The sequence below is a fragment of the Eubacterium xylanophilum ATCC 35991 genome (genome assembly GCF_000518685.1).
GTDB classification, from domain to species: Bacteria; Bacillota; Clostridia; order Lachnospirales; family Lachnospiraceae; genus Eubacterium_F; species Eubacterium_F xylanophilum.
On record NZ_JAEB01000017.1, the window covers coordinates 15,678 to 32,255 of the forward strand.

At 35.7% G+C, this 16,578-nt stretch carries 24 protein-coding genes and 1 pseudogene; all 25 read left to right on the forward strand.

What is annotated here, in order from left to right:
* Window positions 1–21 precede the first annotated feature (21 nt).
* The 25 genes and pseudogenes from L877_RS0105060 to L877_RS14480 all read left to right on the forward strand — a co-directional run bounded on the left by L877_RS0105060 (window position 22) and on the right by L877_RS14480 (window position 16,543).
* Window positions 22–693 (forward strand): CatA-like O-acetyltransferase, family 3, encoded by a 672-nt coding sequence (locus L877_RS0105060; protein ID WP_026835165.1) that lies wholly within the window; start codon window positions 22–24, stop codon window positions 691–693.
* Window positions 694–785: 92 nt separating this feature from the next.
* Window positions 786–1,262 (forward strand): pyridoxamine 5'-phosphate oxidase family protein, encoded by a 477-nt coding sequence (locus L877_RS0105065; RefSeq protein ID WP_026835166.1) that lies wholly within the window; start codon window positions 786–788, stop codon window positions 1,260–1,262.
* Between the two features lie 58 nt (window positions 1,263–1,320).
* Complete coding sequence (locus tag L877_RS0105070; RefSeq protein ID WP_026835167.1) at window positions 1,321–1,887, forward strand: GrpB family protein; 567 nt, start codon at window positions 1,321–1,323, stop codon at window positions 1,885–1,887.
* 4 nt (window positions 1,888–1,891) lie between these two features.
* A pseudogene (locus L877_RS14375) lies at window positions 1,892–1,969 on the forward strand (adenylate kinase); the annotation flags it as partial.
* Between the two features lie 87 nt (window positions 1,970–2,056).
* Window positions 2,057–2,740 carry a hypothetical protein gene (locus L877_RS0105075; protein WP_156922988.1) on the forward strand — a complete coding sequence of 228 codons (684 nt, stop codon included), beginning with the start codon at window positions 2,057–2,059 and terminating at the stop codon, window positions 2,738–2,740.
* 415 nt (window positions 2,741–3,155) lie between these two features.
* Window positions 3,156–4,310 (forward strand): leucine-rich repeat domain-containing protein, encoded by a 1,155-nt coding sequence (locus L877_RS0105085; RefSeq protein WP_026835169.1) that lies wholly within the window; start codon window positions 3,156–3,158, stop codon window positions 4,308–4,310.
* Between the two features lie 195 nt (window positions 4,311–4,505).
* Window positions 4,506–4,763 carry a type II toxin-antitoxin system Phd/YefM family antitoxin gene (locus L877_RS0105090; RefSeq protein ID WP_026835170.1) on the forward strand — a complete coding sequence of 86 codons (258 nt, stop codon included), beginning with the start codon at window positions 4,506–4,508 and terminating at the stop codon, window positions 4,761–4,763.
* On the forward strand, window positions 4,756–5,079 hold the full coding sequence (locus L877_RS0105095) for a type II toxin-antitoxin system RelE/ParE family toxin (RefSeq protein ID WP_026835171.1): 324 nt from the start codon (window positions 4,756–4,758) through the stop codon (window positions 5,077–5,079). The genes L877_RS0105090 and L877_RS0105095 overlap by 8 nt, the downstream gene beginning before the upstream one ends.
* Window positions 5,080–5,225: 146 nt before the next feature.
* Window positions 5,226–5,696 (forward strand): hypothetical protein, encoded by a 471-nt coding sequence (locus tag L877_RS0105100; protein ID WP_026835172.1) that lies wholly within the window; start codon window positions 5,226–5,228, stop codon window positions 5,694–5,696.
* A 174-nt stretch (window positions 5,697–5,870) separates the two neighbouring features.
* On the forward strand, window positions 5,871–6,389 hold the full coding sequence (locus tag L877_RS0105105) for a GNAT family N-acetyltransferase (RefSeq protein WP_026835173.1): 519 nt from the start codon (window positions 5,871–5,873) through the stop codon (window positions 6,387–6,389).
* Between the two features lie 130 nt (window positions 6,390–6,519).
* Window positions 6,520–6,936, forward strand: a complete 417-nt coding sequence (locus L877_RS0105110; protein ID WP_026835174.1) for a YjdF family protein — start codon at window positions 6,520–6,522, stop codon at window positions 6,934–6,936.
* Window positions 6,937–7,106: 170 nt separating this feature from the next.
* The gene (locus L877_RS0105115) at window positions 7,107–7,856 is read left to right on the forward strand and encodes a PIN domain-containing protein (protein ID WP_026835175.1); all 750 of its coding nucleotides are present in this window, start codon (window positions 7,107–7,109) and stop codon (window positions 7,854–7,856) included.
* A 201-nt stretch (window positions 7,857–8,057) separates the two neighbouring features.
* Window positions 8,058–9,254 (forward strand): ATP-binding protein, encoded by a 1,197-nt coding sequence (locus L877_RS0105120; protein WP_026835176.1) that lies wholly within the window; start codon window positions 8,058–8,060, stop codon window positions 9,252–9,254.
* Between the two features lie 96 nt (window positions 9,255–9,350).
* Entirely contained in the window at window positions 9,351–10,190 is an 840-nt protein-coding gene (locus L877_RS0105125; protein WP_242837120.1) for an alpha/beta fold hydrolase, read from the forward strand.
* A 31-nt stretch (window positions 10,191–10,221) separates the two neighbouring features.
* Entirely contained in the window at window positions 10,222–10,503 is a 282-nt protein-coding gene (locus tag L877_RS14380; RefSeq protein ID WP_026835178.1) for a class I SAM-dependent methyltransferase, read from the forward strand.
* Between the two features lie 20 nt (window positions 10,504–10,523).
* The gene (locus L877_RS14385) at window positions 10,524–10,661 is read left to right on the forward strand and encodes a hypothetical protein (protein WP_242837121.1); all 138 of its coding nucleotides are present in this window, start codon (window positions 10,524–10,526) and stop codon (window positions 10,659–10,661) included.
* 64 nt (window positions 10,662–10,725) lie between these two features.
* Window positions 10,726–10,959, forward strand: coding sequence for a hypothetical protein (locus tag L877_RS0105140; RefSeq protein ID WP_026835179.1), 234 nt, complete (start codon window positions 10,726–10,728; stop codon window positions 10,957–10,959).
* A 140-nt stretch (window positions 10,960–11,099) separates the two neighbouring features.
* Window positions 11,100–12,035, forward strand: a complete 936-nt coding sequence (locus tag L877_RS0105145) for a DUF6788 family protein (RefSeq protein ID WP_026835180.1) — start codon at window positions 11,100–11,102, stop codon at window positions 12,033–12,035.
* Between the two features lie 72 nt (window positions 12,036–12,107).
* The gene (locus L877_RS0105150) at window positions 12,108–12,578 is read left to right on the forward strand and encodes a hypothetical protein (RefSeq protein WP_026835181.1); all 471 of its coding nucleotides are present in this window, start codon (window positions 12,108–12,110) and stop codon (window positions 12,576–12,578) included.
* A gap of 6 nt (window positions 12,579–12,584) precedes the next feature.
* Entirely contained in the window at window positions 12,585–13,031 is a 447-nt protein-coding gene (locus tag L877_RS0105155; RefSeq protein ID WP_026835182.1) for a GNAT family N-acetyltransferase, read from the forward strand.
* A gap of 156 nt (window positions 13,032–13,187) precedes the next feature.
* Window positions 13,188–13,418: a hypothetical protein gene (locus L877_RS0105160; RefSeq protein ID WP_207637232.1), complete on the forward strand. Its 231-nt coding sequence runs from the start codon at window positions 13,188–13,190 to the stop codon at window positions 13,416–13,418.
* Between the two features lie 198 nt (window positions 13,419–13,616).
* Window positions 13,617–14,537, forward strand: coding sequence for a hypothetical protein (locus tag L877_RS0105170; protein ID WP_207637233.1), 921 nt, complete (start codon window positions 13,617–13,619; stop codon window positions 14,535–14,537).
* Between the two features lie 106 nt (window positions 14,538–14,643).
* Complete coding sequence (locus L877_RS0105175) at window positions 14,644–15,246, forward strand: DUF6088 family protein (RefSeq protein WP_026835185.1); 603 nt, start codon at window positions 14,644–14,646, stop codon at window positions 15,244–15,246.
* A gap of 242 nt (window positions 15,247–15,488) precedes the next feature.
* A complete protein-coding gene (locus tag L877_RS0105180) occupies window positions 15,489–16,424 on the forward strand; it encodes a DUF1848 domain-containing protein (protein ID WP_026835186.1) in 936 nt (311 codons plus the stop codon).
* Window positions 16,421–16,543 carry a hypothetical protein gene (locus tag L877_RS14480; protein ID WP_278244181.1) on the forward strand — a complete coding sequence of 41 codons (123 nt, stop codon included), beginning with the start codon at window positions 16,421–16,423 and terminating at the stop codon, window positions 16,541–16,543. Before L877_RS0105180 ends, L877_RS14480 begins: the two co-directional genes overlap by 4 nt.
* The last annotated feature ends 35 nt before the right edge of the window (window positions 16,544–16,578 follow it).

Sequence of the window (16,578 nt, forward strand, 5' to 3'; positions counted from 1 at the left end):
AGATTTGTAGAGGTAATAAAAATGAACTATAAGATAATTGATAAAGAAAAATATTATAGAAAAGGAGTGTTTCGCCACTTCTCGGAAGATTGTAAATGCTCTACATCAATGACGGCAAGAATAGACGTTACTAAACTTGTTGCATGTTCTAAGAAAAATGGCACAAAGTTTTACATCAACTTTTTGTATATTCTTTCAAAAGTTTTGAACTCACGTGAAGATTACAGAATGGGATATCTTTGGCAGACGGATGAACTGATTTGTTATGACGTGATAAATCCTACGCAGTATGTTTTTCATGAAGATACGGAAACCTGTACTCCGGTATATACAGAGTATTTTGAGGAATATAAAAAGTTTTACACTGGTGCTTTAAATGATGTTGAGGAAGCGAAGAAGACTCGTGAATATGGTTTAGATATGGCAAATCATCCAAACTGGTTTGATGCATCTTATATATCATGGCTTTCATATGACTCGCTTAATATTGAATTGCCTGATGGACATTTATTCTTTTCTCCTATTATCAATTGGGGGAAATACAGAGAGGAAAACGGTAGACTCGTTATGCCTGTAACTGTTCGACTTAATCACGCAATTGCAGATGGATATTTGGTTGCTAATGTATTTCGTCTTTTGGAGAAGGAAATCAATTCTTTTGTTGAAAAAATAATTAAAGAAAACTTAGTATGATAACTTCTAGGATATGTGAATCGATGTGGATTTCATATTATGGAGTTTTACAATAATTACATTTTGGATAACGAAAGATTTCGGAGGTAAATATGTTTAGAGAAATGGCAAGGAAAAAACAGCTGATATCTGAAGAGGAATGTATAGAATTATTGAAAAAAGAACCAAGAGGTGTATTGTCAGTACTTGGAGATGATGATTATCCATATGGAATGCCTCTAAATCACTATTATTGCGAAGAAGATGGGAAGATATATTTCCATGGTGGTAAATCTGGTCATAAGATTGATTCAATAAAAAAACATAATAAGGCATCTTTCTGTGTATACGATCAGGGCTTTCGTAATGATGGAGAATGGGCATTGAATATTCGTAGTGTAATAGTATTTGGCAAAATAGAAATCATAGAAGATATGGAAAAAATTCTTCATATATCACGATTGCTAAGTTATAAGTTTACAAAGGATGAAAAATATATAGAACATGAAATTGTTAATGCAGGTCCAAGAACATTTATGTTTGCGCTTGTACCTGAATATATGACCGGTAAAAAAGTGAAAGAAGCTTAGATAGGATTATTACAGTTTTATAGACGATGACAAATCGGGATTTATGGAGGCCTTTGGCATGGGAAAAGATTTATCTAAAATGACATTGGAAGAGTTATGGGCATTGTTTCCCATCTTTCTTGTGCCGCACGATGATCGGTGGAAAGATAGCTTCAATGAGATCAGGCAAACGCTGACCGGTCTTTTAGCTGCTCAGCCTGTTGTGCGGATCAGTCATATCGGAAGCACCGCCATTCAAGGAATATGGGCTAAAAATATTGTTGATGTGATGATTGAGATTCCTCAAAGCGCTGACATGAAAGATATAGCACAACTATTGGAACAGAGCGGTTTTACCGTCATGTACGCCGAGGCAAACCGGATTTCACTTAATAAGGGATATACTGAAAACGGATTTGCGGATAAAGTATATCATATCCATCTGCGGTACGTCGGGGACAATGATGAACTGTACTTCCGTGATTATTTGAACGAGCATCCTGCCGTGGCAAAAGAATATGAAACCTTGAAGCTCCGGCTTTGGAAACAATATGAGCATGACCGGGATGCATATACAGATGCGAAGACGGATTTCATCTCCAAATGGACGGCAGAAGCACGAAAGGAATATGGAGACCGATACTGACATATATCCGTATCTGTCGATTGCTCACCTGAAAATGGGTCTGATCCGCAGCGGTAATACAGAATTGACGCCGGAGGATGATTGATGCAAACAATAAAAGGGCTTCTGGACCGACAATCGGTATTTGGAGGTAAACCATTATGACCACAGCAGAAAGGACGAGATGAAAATGGACTTAATCTGGAATGAGATTGTAACAGAAGAAGATATTTCAAACCTTAACAATTTATACGGATATTTTGAAGATTCTGTCATTGTCAGCATGAATTATATAAGTGGTAATAGTATCAATGATGAATTTGTTGGGGATTTTCATGGCAACAATGATCTTAGAATTATGTTTCAGAGATTAGACAGTAATCCATTTTCAATTGAATTGTGGTTTGCGCATACAAAACAAATTAAATTTTTGTTTGTCAATCCTTCCGATAAATGCCAGATGGATATTATGAAGGCTAAAGTTTGTAGAAATAATAATTCTATTTTCTGGACCATGTGGGATGAGTTCAATCCATATAATGAAGAACATCAAAAATTGAACGATGTTGTATTTGTTGAGTCTGAATGCCTGAAGTGGAGAGTAATAAAGGCTAATATGATAAAAACATTGATTTATTTTCCGCCGGAGTATAAAAATCTGGCACTAAAAATAAGAGAAAATTATATTGAACATCATCACGGCGAAGTTGATCTCGTTTCTGAAACAGATCAGAATAATATTGAATATGCCAGAAAAGAGAAATATGACGAGGCTATATTTATAGAGAATATTGATTCGGTTGTTATTCATGACATCAAATCGGGTTACACGAATAGATGTTCAATTTCGGATGTATGTTATCACGGAAGATAATTTAATATGAATTATGGTGTTATCGAGCAAGAAACATTTTACAGGGAGCAAGATATAGGGCAAGATACAGGGCAAGATAGGGAACAAGATCAAATAGGTTCAAAATCGTTAGTTCAAGTAATACAATAGGGAGCTTTGCAAGCAGAGGGATTGTTGCGAATGCAGCATCATCAGGAACTAATATATTTAAATGGTATGTAGTTAACTGTAAACGTTCTAAAAAGAGCTTTATTATGAGTCAGGCGCTTTTCTGGTCTGTGGCAGAAGGATATAACTCTGAATAACCAATTTTCTGCCTATAAATTGACACTTTTTAATGATATCCTTGATAAGTCGAAGGAAAATGGGGTATCATTTAAAGAGAAAAAATTGAAGCCAATCTTTTCCTTTACGAAAGAAAAGGAGGAAAATAATAATGAAGAAAAAAGCAATAATTACGACATTACTATTATTATCATTAACACTTGGGTTGGGAACACAGAGTTATTCAAAGAAAGTTACCAATACAACAGAAAGAGTTAAGATAGGAGACAATGTTTATAGATATAGAATAGAATATGATGATAAATCGTATTTGACAGTAGTAACCGGTAAAGGAGCGGTAACAGAAGACATCGAACCATGGGGAGATTTAATAATTGAAACGGGAGTTACCGAAATCCCTGACAATGCAGTTTCAAGATCTGGAATAGAAAAAATAACACTTCCAAGCACTTTGAAAAAGATAGGGAAAAATGCATTTAAATCATGTTATAATCTAAAGAAGATTGAGATTCCATCAAGTGTAAGTGAGATAAATGGTCCGATATTTGATAATTGCTGTGATTTAAAGAAAATAGTGAATAAGTCTTCAGTGACAATTAAAGCTCCTAGGAAAAAGGGAGTAAATTATATGGGATATACCTACTATGTTGATGGAAAGCCAGCAAAAGAGGTTAAACCAGGAAAAACCATGATTGGTAAGCCTAAAGCTTTCAAACTCAAATTGAATTTGGATGGAGGTAAGATTAAAGGAAAGAAGACAAAAACATATAAGTTTGGAACCAATATAACGCTTCCAAAAGTAAAGAAAAAAGGGTATGAATTTATTGGCTGGAGTGAGAAGAAGAATCATTCTAATGGAGTGAGCAAACTCTGGAGAGACGGAAACTACTATGGAGGAACTCAAAAGAGATATGCTCAATTTGCCAAGGTTAAGATTACAGGAGGTAAGAAATCAATCAAGGTTAAGTGTACTAATTATAGTGCAAGAAACTTTATTGTATACTATGCAACCAAGAAAGATAGGTCTGATGAAGTTTCATATAGCATACAGAACTTCAATAATAAAGTATACGGAATCAAATCAGATGATCCTAAGAATACAAGAGTAGTTCTGAAGGGAAAGTACAAATACTTCAAGAAAAACCCTCATAAATCAGTGGTTGAGGCATGCCTTCCTGGTATGAAATCAAACAAGAAGTATTATGTTAGACTAAAGTACTGGGATAGTTACGATGGAACATCAGATGATGATACAAATTACGGATACAGCAATGATTTTGGTAAGAAGGCAGTGAAAGTAAAATAATGAAATTTATCATAAAAGAGTGCAAGATTGCACTCTTTTATGCATTCTAGGGATGATGATAAGCTTCAGGAGATGGTTGAGAGCATTAAGAAGCCTAAAAAAACGTGCTTATGATTGAAATGGAAGAAGCTATGTGGTATAATTTAAATTGTAAATGGCACAATTTTATCTAAATTATGATAGAGGAGTGATAATATGATTCAGATTAGACCAGTTTCAGATTTAAGGAATAAATTTACAGATATCGAAAACATAGTGAAAAGTGGAGAGCCAGTATATCTTACTAAGAATGGATATGGCTCCATGGTAGTGCTCAGTATTGACGCATACTCACGCTTAACTGATAATACTGAACAAGCATTGGACATTGCAGATAGATTTGCTGAAGAAACAGATGAAAGATATTCTCATGATGAAGTTTTCTCTAAGCTGAGAGGTGCAATAAATGGATGATCAATATGATTTGAGATACTTGCCACTTTTTTATCAAGACATGCATGAGACAGTAACTTATATTAGTGATGAATTACTAAATCCTAATGCGGCAAATGATTTGATTGATGAGGTAGAAAATGCAATATTAGAGCGTTTACCATTTTGTGAAAGCTTTGAGCAATACCATTCAATTAAAGAGCGTAAATATCCATATTATAGGATATATGTAAAGAAATATGTCATCTTTTATGTAGTTATATCGGAAGGCAATCATAAGATAATGGAAGTCAGACGATTACTTCATGCATATCAGGATAGAGATAGTATTATCTAAAGGATGTGTTTGATTTTTTTAGCTGTGTTTCCGCCAAACTTCTGCTGATTTAAAGAAACCATTCAAACCGGAACATTTTCGATGAATGCTGGGAGTTCGTCATTTCTTGGTTAAAAACTAATACAAACGAATTGGATGGAGTACGAATGAAAAAGAAAATTGGTACTGTTTTTATAATATTTTTGATTTTGATTGTTCTATCCCATGTAGTAATATATGTTGTCAACAATCATATTGCAAAAGGGATGGAGCGACAATTGCTTGATTGCCCCCTTCCGCCAAATAGTGAGATGCTTGATTCTGCTTCTATTGCGGGGAAAATGCAAGGTAACGGAAATGGGATGCAATGGTTCGGTATCATACTTATTAAGAGTGAAATGAACGAGGATGAATTGTCAAAATGGTATAATAGCCGTGTGAATACAGAAGGAGCAGATGAAGAAATCTATGTCATAAAACAGGAAGCGCCTGAAATATTCGAGTACGGAAATTATCGCTTTAAGAATTATTCCGGTGAAGACCATTGCTATCAGATTCAGTTCTTCAAAAATATTCCTATTGGATTTGAAACATCAATATGGGAAGAGTTTTTAAACAATGACCTGCGTGGTCATTGATAAATGTGTGTTTAGGAGAAAAACTATGATGAGCTATTTTTAAAGAGTACACCGGCATTGGATAGACTTCTTGCAGAGTCTGAACTTCCGGAAAAGAAACCAAAGAAAGTAAAATGAAACGGATAAATCGATGTTTTACGAGGTGAATATAAGAAATCATAGAGGAGATGGAAAATGACAGACAAATTAAGGGTTAGAGAGGTTCGGATAAGCGATGCGAGTGATCTTTCTGAAATCTATTCGTACTACGTTCATGATACTGCTGTGTCATTCGAGTATGAAGCGCCATCAGCGGATGAGTTTATTAAGAGGATAGAGTATACCACAGAAAAGTATCCGTATCTGGTTTGTGAGAAGGATGGTTTGGTGGTAGGATATGCATATGCCGGAGCTTATAGTGCGAGAGAAGCATACAGGTGGACTGTAAGCACCTCGATTTATGTAGATAGAGATCACCGAAGAGAAGGGATAGGCTCGTTATTATATGCATCATTAGAACATGAACTGAAAAAGCAAGGAATCGTCAATCTTCTTGCAGGTGTAGCATTTAACGATAAAGAAGATGAATATCTTTCTCATGATAGCTATAGATTTCATCTTAAGGAAGGATATTCTGAGGTTGCACATATGAAATCTGTCGGCAAGAAGTTTGACAGGTGGTACGATCTGCTGTGGTTCCAGAAGAAGATATAAACGCAATGCGCATTGCAGAGTGTGCTAGAGCCGGTAGGTAGCCCGGCCGTCTCATTGTTTTAATGAGGTAAGTAACCTGCCCCTCCGGGTTGTCCATTCTTTGCCTGTAAAAGTTTAAGGAGGGAACGATATGGACAAGATGAGTGGAAAGCTCACGATATTTTTTGAGAATCCTTTTTGGATAGGAGTTTTTGAAGAGGTGTATGATGGAAAAATGTCAGCTTGTAAGGTGACATTTGGCTCGGAACCTAAGGATTACGACATCAAAGACTTCATTCTCAAACATTATTTTGAGCTTAAATTCAGTCCGGCTGTAAATGTGGAACTGAAACTTAAATCTGAAAATCCGAAGCGAAGGCAACGGAATGCTAGGAAGGAAATGCAGGGGCATGGTATTGGAACTAAGTCCCAACAGGCATTACAAAAGCAACGTGAGGAAATGAAGGTGGAACGCAGACAGATTACGAAAGAGATGCGAGAAGCCAAAAAACAAGAACAGTTCGAGCTTAAGCAGCAAAAAAAGAAGGAGAAACACAAAGGTCATTAAGTGATTCTCAAAGAGCGGCAGGAATAGAGATATTCTTTGCTGCTCTTTTTGTGTTATGGGCTTTTGGACAATTTGTCCAGAAGTCTGTTTGGGTAAAATGTAAAGCTTTTTGCCAAAATCAATGGTGCCTTGTAAAGAAATGTGTTAAGATATTATTGAGGTGATGGTAAATGGCAGAGCAGAATGTCGAATTTGATGAAAACAATGATGATATTTCCCTTGCGGATAATCAAACAAGAGTGTTTTTGGTTGATTATGAAAATGTAAAAACTCAAGGGTTGAATGGAATTGTGAAACTCACAGAGAATGATACGGTTTGCATCTTCTATAGCGAGAATGCAGATAGTATGACTTTTGGACTTCATAGAAGACTAATGGAGACAAAGGCTAATGTTCAGTATCAAAAGGTTGAGGTAGGAAATAAGAATGCATTGGATTTTCAGTTATCGTCATACTTGGGGTATGTGATATCACAGAACAAATCTAATGGTGTTACAGATTGTTTATACTACATAGTAACAAAAGACCAGGGATTCTTATGTTTGAAGAATTATTGGCATAGAAGGCATGCAAATGTTTATCAGGTGGAAGATGTTACCGGGAATCGTGAAGTGACCTCTGAAAAGAAAGAAACTGCAACAACCGAGAAGAAGGAAACAACAAAGAAGCAGGAAACAACAAAGAAGCAGGAAGTAAAGCCGAAGGAAACAAAGGCTGCTCCTAAAGATCCGATGGTAGCAAAGGTGGAAGCTTTGTTAAAGGATAAGGAAGATGTAGAGTTTGCGGTTAAATGTATTAATCACTATAAGACTAAGTCTGGTGTAAACAATGGTTTGACAAAACATTACAAGGATAGTAAGAAAGCTAGCGAAGTGTACAATGCAATCAAGCCATTGATAGCGGATAAAAAGGGGAAATAGTGATAATACGTACGAGTGGATGACAATAATATTTTGAGTTTATATGTCGCAATACGCTTTTGTAAAGTGGATTGCGACATTGTTTCAGTTTACCTCATTGGCGCCTTTCTTTGTTTGGAAACCTCATATTTGTTTCGCAAATTTTAGATTTGATTAATTTTGCGAAATGAGTTATAATTTATTAGAGGCGGTGATGTTGAAATGAAACTAATAAAAAGAGATCACTATCTAAATAGTCTTTTGGCAGTAAAGAATGTCCCTGACATAAAGGTAATAACAGGGGTACGAAGAAGTGGTAAATCTAAATTGATGGATGCTTTCATAGATTTGATATCTGCTGATGATAAGTCTAATATTGTCAGAATCAAACTGAACTTAAAAAAATTTGAGAAGCTTTTGGATGCGGATAGACTTTATGAATACATAGAGCAGCAGTATGTTGAAGATAAGATAAATTATCTTTTCGTTGATGAAATTCAGCTATGTGATGGCTTTGAACGTGTAATCAATAGTATTTACGAAGAAGAAATCTATGATATTTATCTTACCGGATCAAATGCATTTCTTTTGTCAAGTGATTTAGCTACATTGTTTGGTGGAAGGGTATATGAGATAAGTTTATATCCATTTTCGTTTGATGAATACCTTTTGTACTACCCTTCAAAAGATATAGATGAAGCCTTTGATTGTTATGTAAAAAAAGGTGGGATGGCTGGATCATATCTTTATAGGACGGAAGAAGATGCTAGAAAATATGTTAATGGCATCTATAGGACCACTATTGCAAAGGACATCGTAAAAAAATTTAAGATAGAAAATGAAGATCTTTTGATAATGATTGGAAACTATCTTATGGATAACGTTGGCAATCAGACTTCGATAAGGAATGTGGCGACCAAACTAACCTCGGGTACCTACAAAACCAATGATAAGACAGTAGGGGCATATATGAGTTATTTTTGTAAGTCATTTCTTTTTTATCCAATCCAGCGTTATGACATAAAGGGAAAACGGTATTTAGAATCAAATAAAAAGTATTATCTATCTGATTTGGCTTTTCGTTTTTCTGAGATAGGAACAAAAAATGCTGATTATGGACATCTATATGAAAATATAGTTGCAATAGAGCTTTTAAGACGAGGATATGAAGTATATGTAGGCAAATTATATGAAAAAGAAGTGGATTTTGTTGCAATCAAAGAAGGAGAAAAAATCTATATTCAGGTATCTGATGACATATCCAGAGAAGATACATTTAAGCGTGAGGTTTCACCACTTTTAAGTATTAATGATGCTTTTCCGAAGGTATTGATAGCTAGAACCAAACATGAGGAAAGTCAGTACGAAGGAATAAGGATTTTGGATATTGCGAGATGGCTTTCTGTTTCGCAAAAATAAAAATAGTTTAAATATGCGAAATCACAGCTAAGGAATTATTTAGGCATGGTACGAAACCGGAACAATTGTGGATGTGAGTTTTGAGGTGACAAGGAGATGATTGAACAAACTATGGAACATGGATTACGACACAACGGGGAATATGTGATTATTAACGATCATAAGATTCATATTTACCGGGCTGGGAATAAAAATGCTCCGAAACTTTTGTTTATGTCTGGCTCAGGCACAGTGGCGCCGGTATATGATTTCAAAGTATTATATCAGAAGCTGCTGAGCGACTTTGAGGTAATTGTAATTGAGAAATTTGGATATGGATATTCGGATTTATACAATGCCTCAACCGATGTTGATTCATTGATTTCTTATCATAGAGAAGCCTTAGACAAAGCAGGGATAGACGGACCATTTATTCTTTTGCCTCATTCATTGTCTGGGCTTGAGGCAATACGATGGAAACAAACATATCCAGAGGAAATTAAAGCTATTGTAGGACTTGATATGGCAGTTCCTGCGCAGTATTTAAGTTGGGGACAGGAAGAACTTGATAAAAAAACAAAGCTAATAATTAAAATGCAGAAGCTTCATAAGAAAGGTCTGTTATTTTGGTATCCACTGAATAAACGTGGATTGAGTAAAGATGATATTAGTCAGCTAAAGCTTCTTTGGAAGAGAAATGGAATGAACGATTGTTATATCGATGAAGCAAGAAATGTTTTGGACAATGCTAAGCTCGTCGATAAAACCGGCGAAGTAGATTGTCCAATTTTGATGTTTGTATCTGATGGTAAGCAAGTATCGGCGAATTGGATTCAGTATCAGAACGAGTTTGCCAAACGTAATAATGCAAAGATTATTCAACTAAACTGTGGACACTATGTGCATTATTATGAGAGTGATTGCATCAGTGATGAAATCAAGAAGTTCATTAAATAATTTTAATGCGAAAGATTAAAGGAGGAGAAAAATGTTTTGGGACAAGATTTCACCAGTATATGATTTGTTCGAAAAGGTATATAATGGAAAAGTTTACATGGAGACAGGCAATAAAGTTGCAGAATTAATTGATCCGTCTGATATCGTATTGGAGTGCGCTTGTGGAACGGGAGCAATTAGCATTCCCCTAGCAAAGAAATGTAAGAAATTAATTGCAACGGACTATTCAACGGGTATGCTTCGACGGGCCTCAAGGAAATGTCGAAAATATTCCAATATAGTATTCAAGAAAACAGATATAAAACAGGGGTAGTTGCTGTAAAGTTTATAACAATGCTTGGAGCAGATTTCAAAAGACAATTTGATTTGGATACGTACAAAAAGTTTTTCGAAGATATGGGATATGAGAATGTAGAGTATTGTGTGGTTGGCGGTAGAATGCCTTGTGCAATAGCAATTCTTTCCAAGTAAGAAAAGCTAGAAATTTGGAGATCAAGACAGGAACGGATTTTGGATTTAAAAGGGGCGATAGTGTATGAGTATGTTCAGAAAACCACGGTACGATCATAGTCTTAGCGAAAATATTCCGTTTGACCCTGACAAACAGATAGCTATACTCAAATGTAGCATCTGTAACGGTGAGCAGGTAGCAGGGTTTAAGAGCAAGGAAAATGGTCACTTCACCGAGGTAATGCTAATAAGAAGCGATGAGGATTTGGTAAAGTTCAAGGAATTATATGAAATAGAAGAGATAAAAAAAGAATACTAGGAAATCTCTTGCAAAAGTGATTTAGGGTGAAATTTTGTGATGATTTGCGAAAAAATCACCCTAAAATCAAGAAGTGATTGCAATTTGGGGTGAATTAGTATAGAATTAATATAAGAAATTCACCCTAAAAGGAGACTCATATGAGTAATATTGAAGAGATACAGAAATTGTTAAATGAAAAGGCTGATGTACAGGCCAAGATTAGCGTTTCAACCTTTGATGGAAGTATTGAGGTTAAGACCGTAAATAATCAAAAGTATATTTATGTCAGAAAACGAGAGGCTGGAAAGTACAAATCAACTTACGTAGATAAATATTCTGAAGAATTGTATGCGATGGCTGTTAATCAGTCAATGCAGATAAGAGCTGCAAAAAAGCAGTTAAGAAAGATTGAAAAAGAGCTTGCTGAGCTTGGGTATGAAGAGAATGAGCTATCGTCAAGAGTAAGATTGAATATTGACTTTGCAAGAGCAAATGTAAAAAGTCTGATTTATGATCAGGCAGTACTAGAGGGTGTTTCAACTACGTTCCCTCAAACAGAAACTATTCTTGAAAATGGAATAGTAAATGGCGTTAAAGCGAGTGATGTTCAAAAGATTTTGAATCTGAAGCATTCATGGGAATTTATTGTGGATCCTGATGTTGTGGCTTCTGCTTGCAATTTTTATCTTTTAAGCCATATTGCAAGACTGGTTAATGAGGGATTTTATGAAAATGGGGGTTATGTTAGAAGCATACCTGTTACCATTGGAGGCTCAAGTTATGTGCCACCAATTCCCAATGAGATAGATGTTAAAGAAAACATAGATCGCATAATTCAATCCAAACTTGATGATATTGATAAAGCGATAGAATTGACTCTCTATTGTATGAAGACACAAATTTTTATTGATGGAAACAAGAGAGCTTCCATCATCTTCGCCAATCACTTTATGATACAAAATGGGCTTGGCTTACTGGTGGTTCCAGAGAATATTGTTCCAGAGTTTAAGACTCTTTTGATTGAATATTATGAGGGAAGAGATGAAACGACAATTAAGCAGTTTTTGAAAGAAAAATGTTGGCGTCAGTTTTAACTTGGTTTAATATATGGTAAAATGGTTGTGATGTAAAGTTATACTACAGATTTTTTTAAGGAGGATTTAGTTATGGGATACGTTGAATGGAAATGTCCTAAATGCGGAAAAAATAATAGAGAGGGATGTAATGCATGGGTATATGGCAGCCCTATCAGAAACTGTAAAGGTTGCAATTCTGAATATTTTGATAACAGATGGAGAGAGATTGCTGCAGAGGGTGTAGAGCCTGCAACAAAGAATCCTAAGTTGTATTTGGGTGCATCATTAGTGTTTTTAGTATTAACAATTGCATGTATTATTTGGCTTCTTGCAGATATAAAGGCCAGTGGAAGATACCCTATTAAACTTGTAGGATGTGTATTTGTTGGAGCTCTTGGAACGATTGGATGTTTTGTTGTATTTTTAAGAATAGTGCTTGGATATGAAGAAAAACAAAACAAGAAGTACTATGATGAATCATTACAGCGACTTAAAAACAAGGAATACGTGCAAAAACTGATATCATATGGATATAATGTCCCTGAACAATTCAGGAGGTAAAAGGATATGGATATTGTGAGGGCAGGTAATACTGATCTTCAGGAAATTTTAAAACTTCAGTACTTGGCTTATCAAAGTGAGGCGGCTCTATTTGGAAGTAAAGACATACCTCCACTTAAAGAGACACTATCCGAAATTGAAGCTGAATTCGAAAAAGGGATAATCCTAAAACTGGTTGATGATAACGGAAAGATCATAGGCTCGATACGTGCCAAATCTGATGAGACGACAGTTTATATCGGTAAGCTTATGGTAGATCCTGAACAGCAGAAAAAAGGATATGGAAAAAAATTGCTTCGCGAGATAGAAAACTATTATTTGAATAAGCGCTTTGAACTTTTTACGAGTACAAGAAGCACGGATAACATTAGGCTTTATGAGAAGATGGGATATAAGAAGTTCAAAGAAGAAAAGGTTACAGATGAACTCGTATTTGTCTACCTAGAAAAGTAATAGCGCAATATATCTGAATAGAATTGGCTAAAAATATAGAAGTGATGCAATAAAGATAACCCAAGATACGCCAGTAAAAAAGCATAAGGACGTTTTTAAGGGGATGAAAATGTGATCAATGCAAACGCGAATGATTTTTTGGATTATGTATATTCGATGCAAGAGGCAATTCATATATATAATCAAAAAAAATATTGTATACAAGGGTGGAATAAGGATGGTATGGTTTATCTAGATTTGCAAGAATGGGAGCCAACTCCTAAAACTATATGGCAATATAAAGCTAGCAATATTCTTGAATGTCGAAATGAATATCTTAAGACCCCTCTATATGATGGAAAAACATTTTGGGAAGCAGAAAAAGATATGGAATGGGTAGATGATTAATAAAAAAACTTAAGTGCTACCAACACCTAAGGGACACAATTTACCACAAGTCTATAAAAAGGTTTGTGGTTTTTTAAATTTGATAACAAGACATAGAAGCTATTGGTCCAGTGGACCAATGAGATTTGAGAAGGGAGAGGGCGATGGAGATATATCAGTTGAGGAAGAAGATGGGGAGAAGAGCGTAGGTTGAGGTGAGTGTCAAAAATCTTCTCATACAGAACTAACTATGATAAGATTATATTAATAGAATTGTTTACAAAATCTGAGGAGGAGTGGATGTTAATGATTGAGAAATATGTAAAAGATATAAGAAATGCGTTGGAGAATAAATCGTATTATTCAGCATTGGCATTAGCTTTGACTTTGCCAGATGTATGCGGAGTGGCTGAATACCCTAATAAAAAGAATGTGTCTGAAAGATATATTAGTTGGTATGATAAGTATATTGGCGACAACTTGACAGCTCCTAATCAACTTATATATGATTCATTTAATCAGCCTCCATATCTGAGTGGAGAAATGGTTTATAATCTGAGGAATTTATATCTCCATCAGGGTTCTCTCAATGTGGATGTAAATAAGATGAAGGAGGATGTGAACAAAGTAGATATGCTTATTACTACAGTAGGAGATGGTCCGATGATCCCTGAAATGTCATTGGATGTTGGATTAGGAACTGAGCCTCTTGTAAAGTTTAGAGTGTTGCTAGTTAATGTTTCTCATATATGTGGTTTGTTGTGTGATGGAGCACTTGAGTATTACAAAAGAAATTCTGACAAATTTAAGTTTGCTGGTAACGTTATTCATTTAGATCACGTAAGTGAGAAAGAGAGTCCATCAGTTGAAATACCAAAAGATTATGATTTTATAGGTGATATATTAACAAAGAAATTTAAAGTTGTTACAGGTCAGGATATTAAATTAGAAGATAATTTGACAGAAAAATACCGTAGAAGATTTGAGAAGATATTAATTGATAGTGGGGTAGTTGTTCAAGATAATCAAGGCGAAAAGACAACTGATTCGAAAAAATCTACATATTCTAATGGAACAACTTGGAGAGATAGTCCTGATGGGGATGGAGAACTGGATGAATACGGAAGCGACAATTATTAATGATATTATTATAAAGTCAATGGAGATATATATTCATTGGCTTTTTTCTTGATTTTCCGTCAGAAAAATTATATAATATATCTGACGAAAGGAGATGTTAGTTAGTATGAGGGAAAAGTATCAAAGAGAAATTCAAGATAAGATAGAAAGTTTTGAAGCAGGATATGTTTTTTCAGCAGTTGATTTTATAGAGATAGCAGGCACAGATCCGACAAATAAGGCATTATCAAGACTTAATGAATTGGGAACAATTCGAAGAATAATGCAGGGATTATACTATAAGCCAGTTTATAGTAATCTGTTGGATGAATATAGTTCTCCTGATATAGGTAAGTTGGCGGAAGCTTTGGCTCGTAAATATAATTGGACGATAGCTCCAGCAGGAGAAACTGCTTTAAATTTTTTGCACATGTCTACGCAAGTACCTAATTCATGGTGCTATATTAGTGACGGGCCTTATAGAAAATATGAGATTGAGTTACATGAGATAGAATTCAAACACTGCGCGAATAAAGAAATCTCCGGAAGGAGCTATTTAACCATTTCTGTTATTCAGGCAATAAAATATATTGGTAAAGGCAAGATACAGAAAGAAGATATTGATAGACTGTCTAGTAATTTGTCTGATGCTGATAAGGGTATAATCTTAGAAGAGGCCAAAACAACTACTTCTTGGATATATCAGACTATAAGGGAGGTTTGTGCGTAGTGAAGAAGATTATTCAATTGGATAAAGCTGATAGAGAAGTTTTTTCCATACTTCAAATCAAAATGAAGTATTGTTGAAGTGACTTTGAAGTGACTTTGAAGTTGACTTTGAAGTGACTTTGAAGTTGACTTTGAAGTAACTTTGAAGTATAGGTGGACATATGGTCTGCTTCAGTGTAGTGAGCCATTCTGATGAAAACTATGAGAACGAAGAGATGGTCAGGAATATAAGGAAGTGATTTCATGATTATAAATACAGGAATGCGCACGGACATACCGGCGTTTTACCATAAATGGCTGATAAACAGAATAAAAGAAGGTTTTGTTCTAGTGCGTAATCCCTACAACCCGTCTCAGGTGACTAGGTACAGCCTGTCCCCAGAGGTTGTGGATCTGATTGCATTTTGTACGAAGAATCCGGCACCGATGTTGCCACATATGGATGTATTAAAGCCTTACGGACAATACTGGTTCGTTACCATTACGCCATATGGAAAAGATATCGAGCCTAACGTGCCAGATAAGCAGAAAGTGATGGAAGATTTTAAGAGACTTTCTGATACCGTCAGTGAAGACTGTGTCGGTTGGAGATATGATCCGATTTTTGTGGATGCAAAATATTCCGTGGAATGGCATATAGGACAGTTTGAGCAGATGGCTGGAATACTTTCAGGATATACGAAGACATGTGTGATCAGCTTCATCGATATCTATAAGAAGGTGGAGAGGAACTTCCCGGATGCCAGGGAGGTTTTTAAGAAGGACAGAGTGACAATCGGGAAAGCCTTTATCGAGATTGCCAAACAGCATGATATGACTATTAGACCATGTGCTGAGGGAGATGATCTTGCACCATATGGTGCAGATTGCTCCGGATGCATGACAGTAAAGACTTTTGAGACCGCACTCCATGAAAGGCTGGATGTTCCAAGGCGAAGTCAGAATCAGAGGAATAATGAATGTGCTTGCCTCCTAGGCACAGATATCGGAGCATATGATACCTGTGGACATCTTTGCAGGTACTGTTATGCTAATACGAGTGCGGTACTTGTGAAGAGGAACATGAAGATGCACGATCCGAATTCTCCGTTTCTAATTGGAAATAGTCAGCCGGGGGATGTGATCCATGAGGCGGAGCAGAAAAGCTGGCTGGATATGCAGATGAGGTTGGAGATATGATGGATATGGGAGAACTAGGAAGTACTGGTGTCGGGGATAAATGGAACGATATCGCACTATGTTATAATAGAAACATTTTAAAGTCTTTGGAAAATTTCGAGTATAGGGTTGCAACCTAATTGGAACGGAAATTTACGCTTGTGGACATTGTGTA

Coding starts and splice junctions, on each gene's coding strand:
- L877_RS0105060 (WP_026835165.1), top strand. CDS start 22: ATGAACTATAAGATAATTGATAAAGAAAAATATTATAGAAAAGGAGTG.
- L877_RS0105065 (WP_026835166.1), top strand. CDS start 786: ATGTTTAGAGAAATGGCAAGGAAAAAACAGCTGATATCTGAAGAGGAA.
- L877_RS0105070 (WP_026835167.1), top strand. CDS start 1,321: ATGGGAAAAGATTTATCTAAAATGACATTGGAAGAGTTATGGGCATTG.
- L877_RS0105075 (WP_156922988.1), top strand. CDS start 2,057: ATGGACTTAATCTGGAATGAGATTGTAACAGAAGAAGATATTTCAAAC.
- L877_RS0105085 (WP_026835169.1), top strand. CDS start 3,156: ATGAAGAAAAAAGCAATAATTACGACATTACTATTATTATCATTAACA.
- L877_RS0105090 (WP_026835170.1), top strand. CDS start 4,506: ATGATTCAGATTAGACCAGTTTCAGATTTAAGGAATAAATTTACAGAT.
- L877_RS0105095 (WP_026835171.1), top strand. CDS start 4,756: ATGGATGATCAATATGATTTGAGATACTTGCCACTTTTTTATCAAGAC.
- L877_RS0105100 (WP_026835172.1), top strand. CDS start 5,226: ATGAAAAAGAAAATTGGTACTGTTTTTATAATATTTTTGATTTTGATT.
- L877_RS0105105 (WP_026835173.1), top strand. CDS start 5,871: ATGACAGACAAATTAAGGGTTAGAGAGGTTCGGATAAGCGATGCGAGT.
- L877_RS0105110 (WP_026835174.1), top strand. CDS start 6,520: ATGGACAAGATGAGTGGAAAGCTCACGATATTTTTTGAGAATCCTTTT.
- L877_RS0105115 (WP_026835175.1), top strand. CDS start 7,107: ATGGCAGAGCAGAATGTCGAATTTGATGAAAACAATGATGATATTTCC.
- L877_RS0105120 (WP_026835176.1), top strand. CDS start 8,058: ATGAAACTAATAAAAAGAGATCACTATCTAAATAGTCTTTTGGCAGTA.
- L877_RS0105125 (WP_242837120.1), top strand. CDS start 9,351: ATGATTGAACAAACTATGGAACATGGATTACGACACAACGGGGAATAT.
- L877_RS14380 (WP_026835178.1), top strand. CDS start 10,222: ATGTTTTGGGACAAGATTTCACCAGTATATGATTTGTTCGAAAAGGTA.
- L877_RS14385 (WP_242837121.1), top strand. CDS start 10,524: ATGCTTGGAGCAGATTTCAAAAGACAATTTGATTTGGATACGTACAAA.
- L877_RS0105140 (WP_026835179.1), top strand. CDS start 10,726: ATGAGTATGTTCAGAAAACCACGGTACGATCATAGTCTTAGCGAAAAT.
- L877_RS0105145 (WP_026835180.1), top strand. CDS start 11,100: ATGAGTAATATTGAAGAGATACAGAAATTGTTAAATGAAAAGGCTGAT.
- L877_RS0105150 (WP_026835181.1), top strand. CDS start 12,108: ATGGGATACGTTGAATGGAAATGTCCTAAATGCGGAAAAAATAATAGA.
- L877_RS0105155 (WP_026835182.1), top strand. CDS start 12,585: ATGGATATTGTGAGGGCAGGTAATACTGATCTTCAGGAAATTTTAAAA.
- L877_RS0105160 (WP_207637232.1), top strand. CDS start 13,188: ATGCAAGAGGCAATTCATATATATAATCAAAAAAAATATTGTATACAA.
- L877_RS0105175 (WP_026835185.1), top strand. CDS start 14,644: ATGAGGGAAAAGTATCAAAGAGAAATTCAAGATAAGATAGAAAGTTTT.
- L877_RS0105180 (WP_026835186.1), top strand. CDS start 15,489: ATGATTATAAATACAGGAATGCGCACGGACATACCGGCGTTTTACCAT.
- L877_RS14480 (WP_278244181.1), top strand. CDS start 16,421: ATGATGGATATGGGAGAACTAGGAAGTACTGGTGTCGGGGATAAATGG.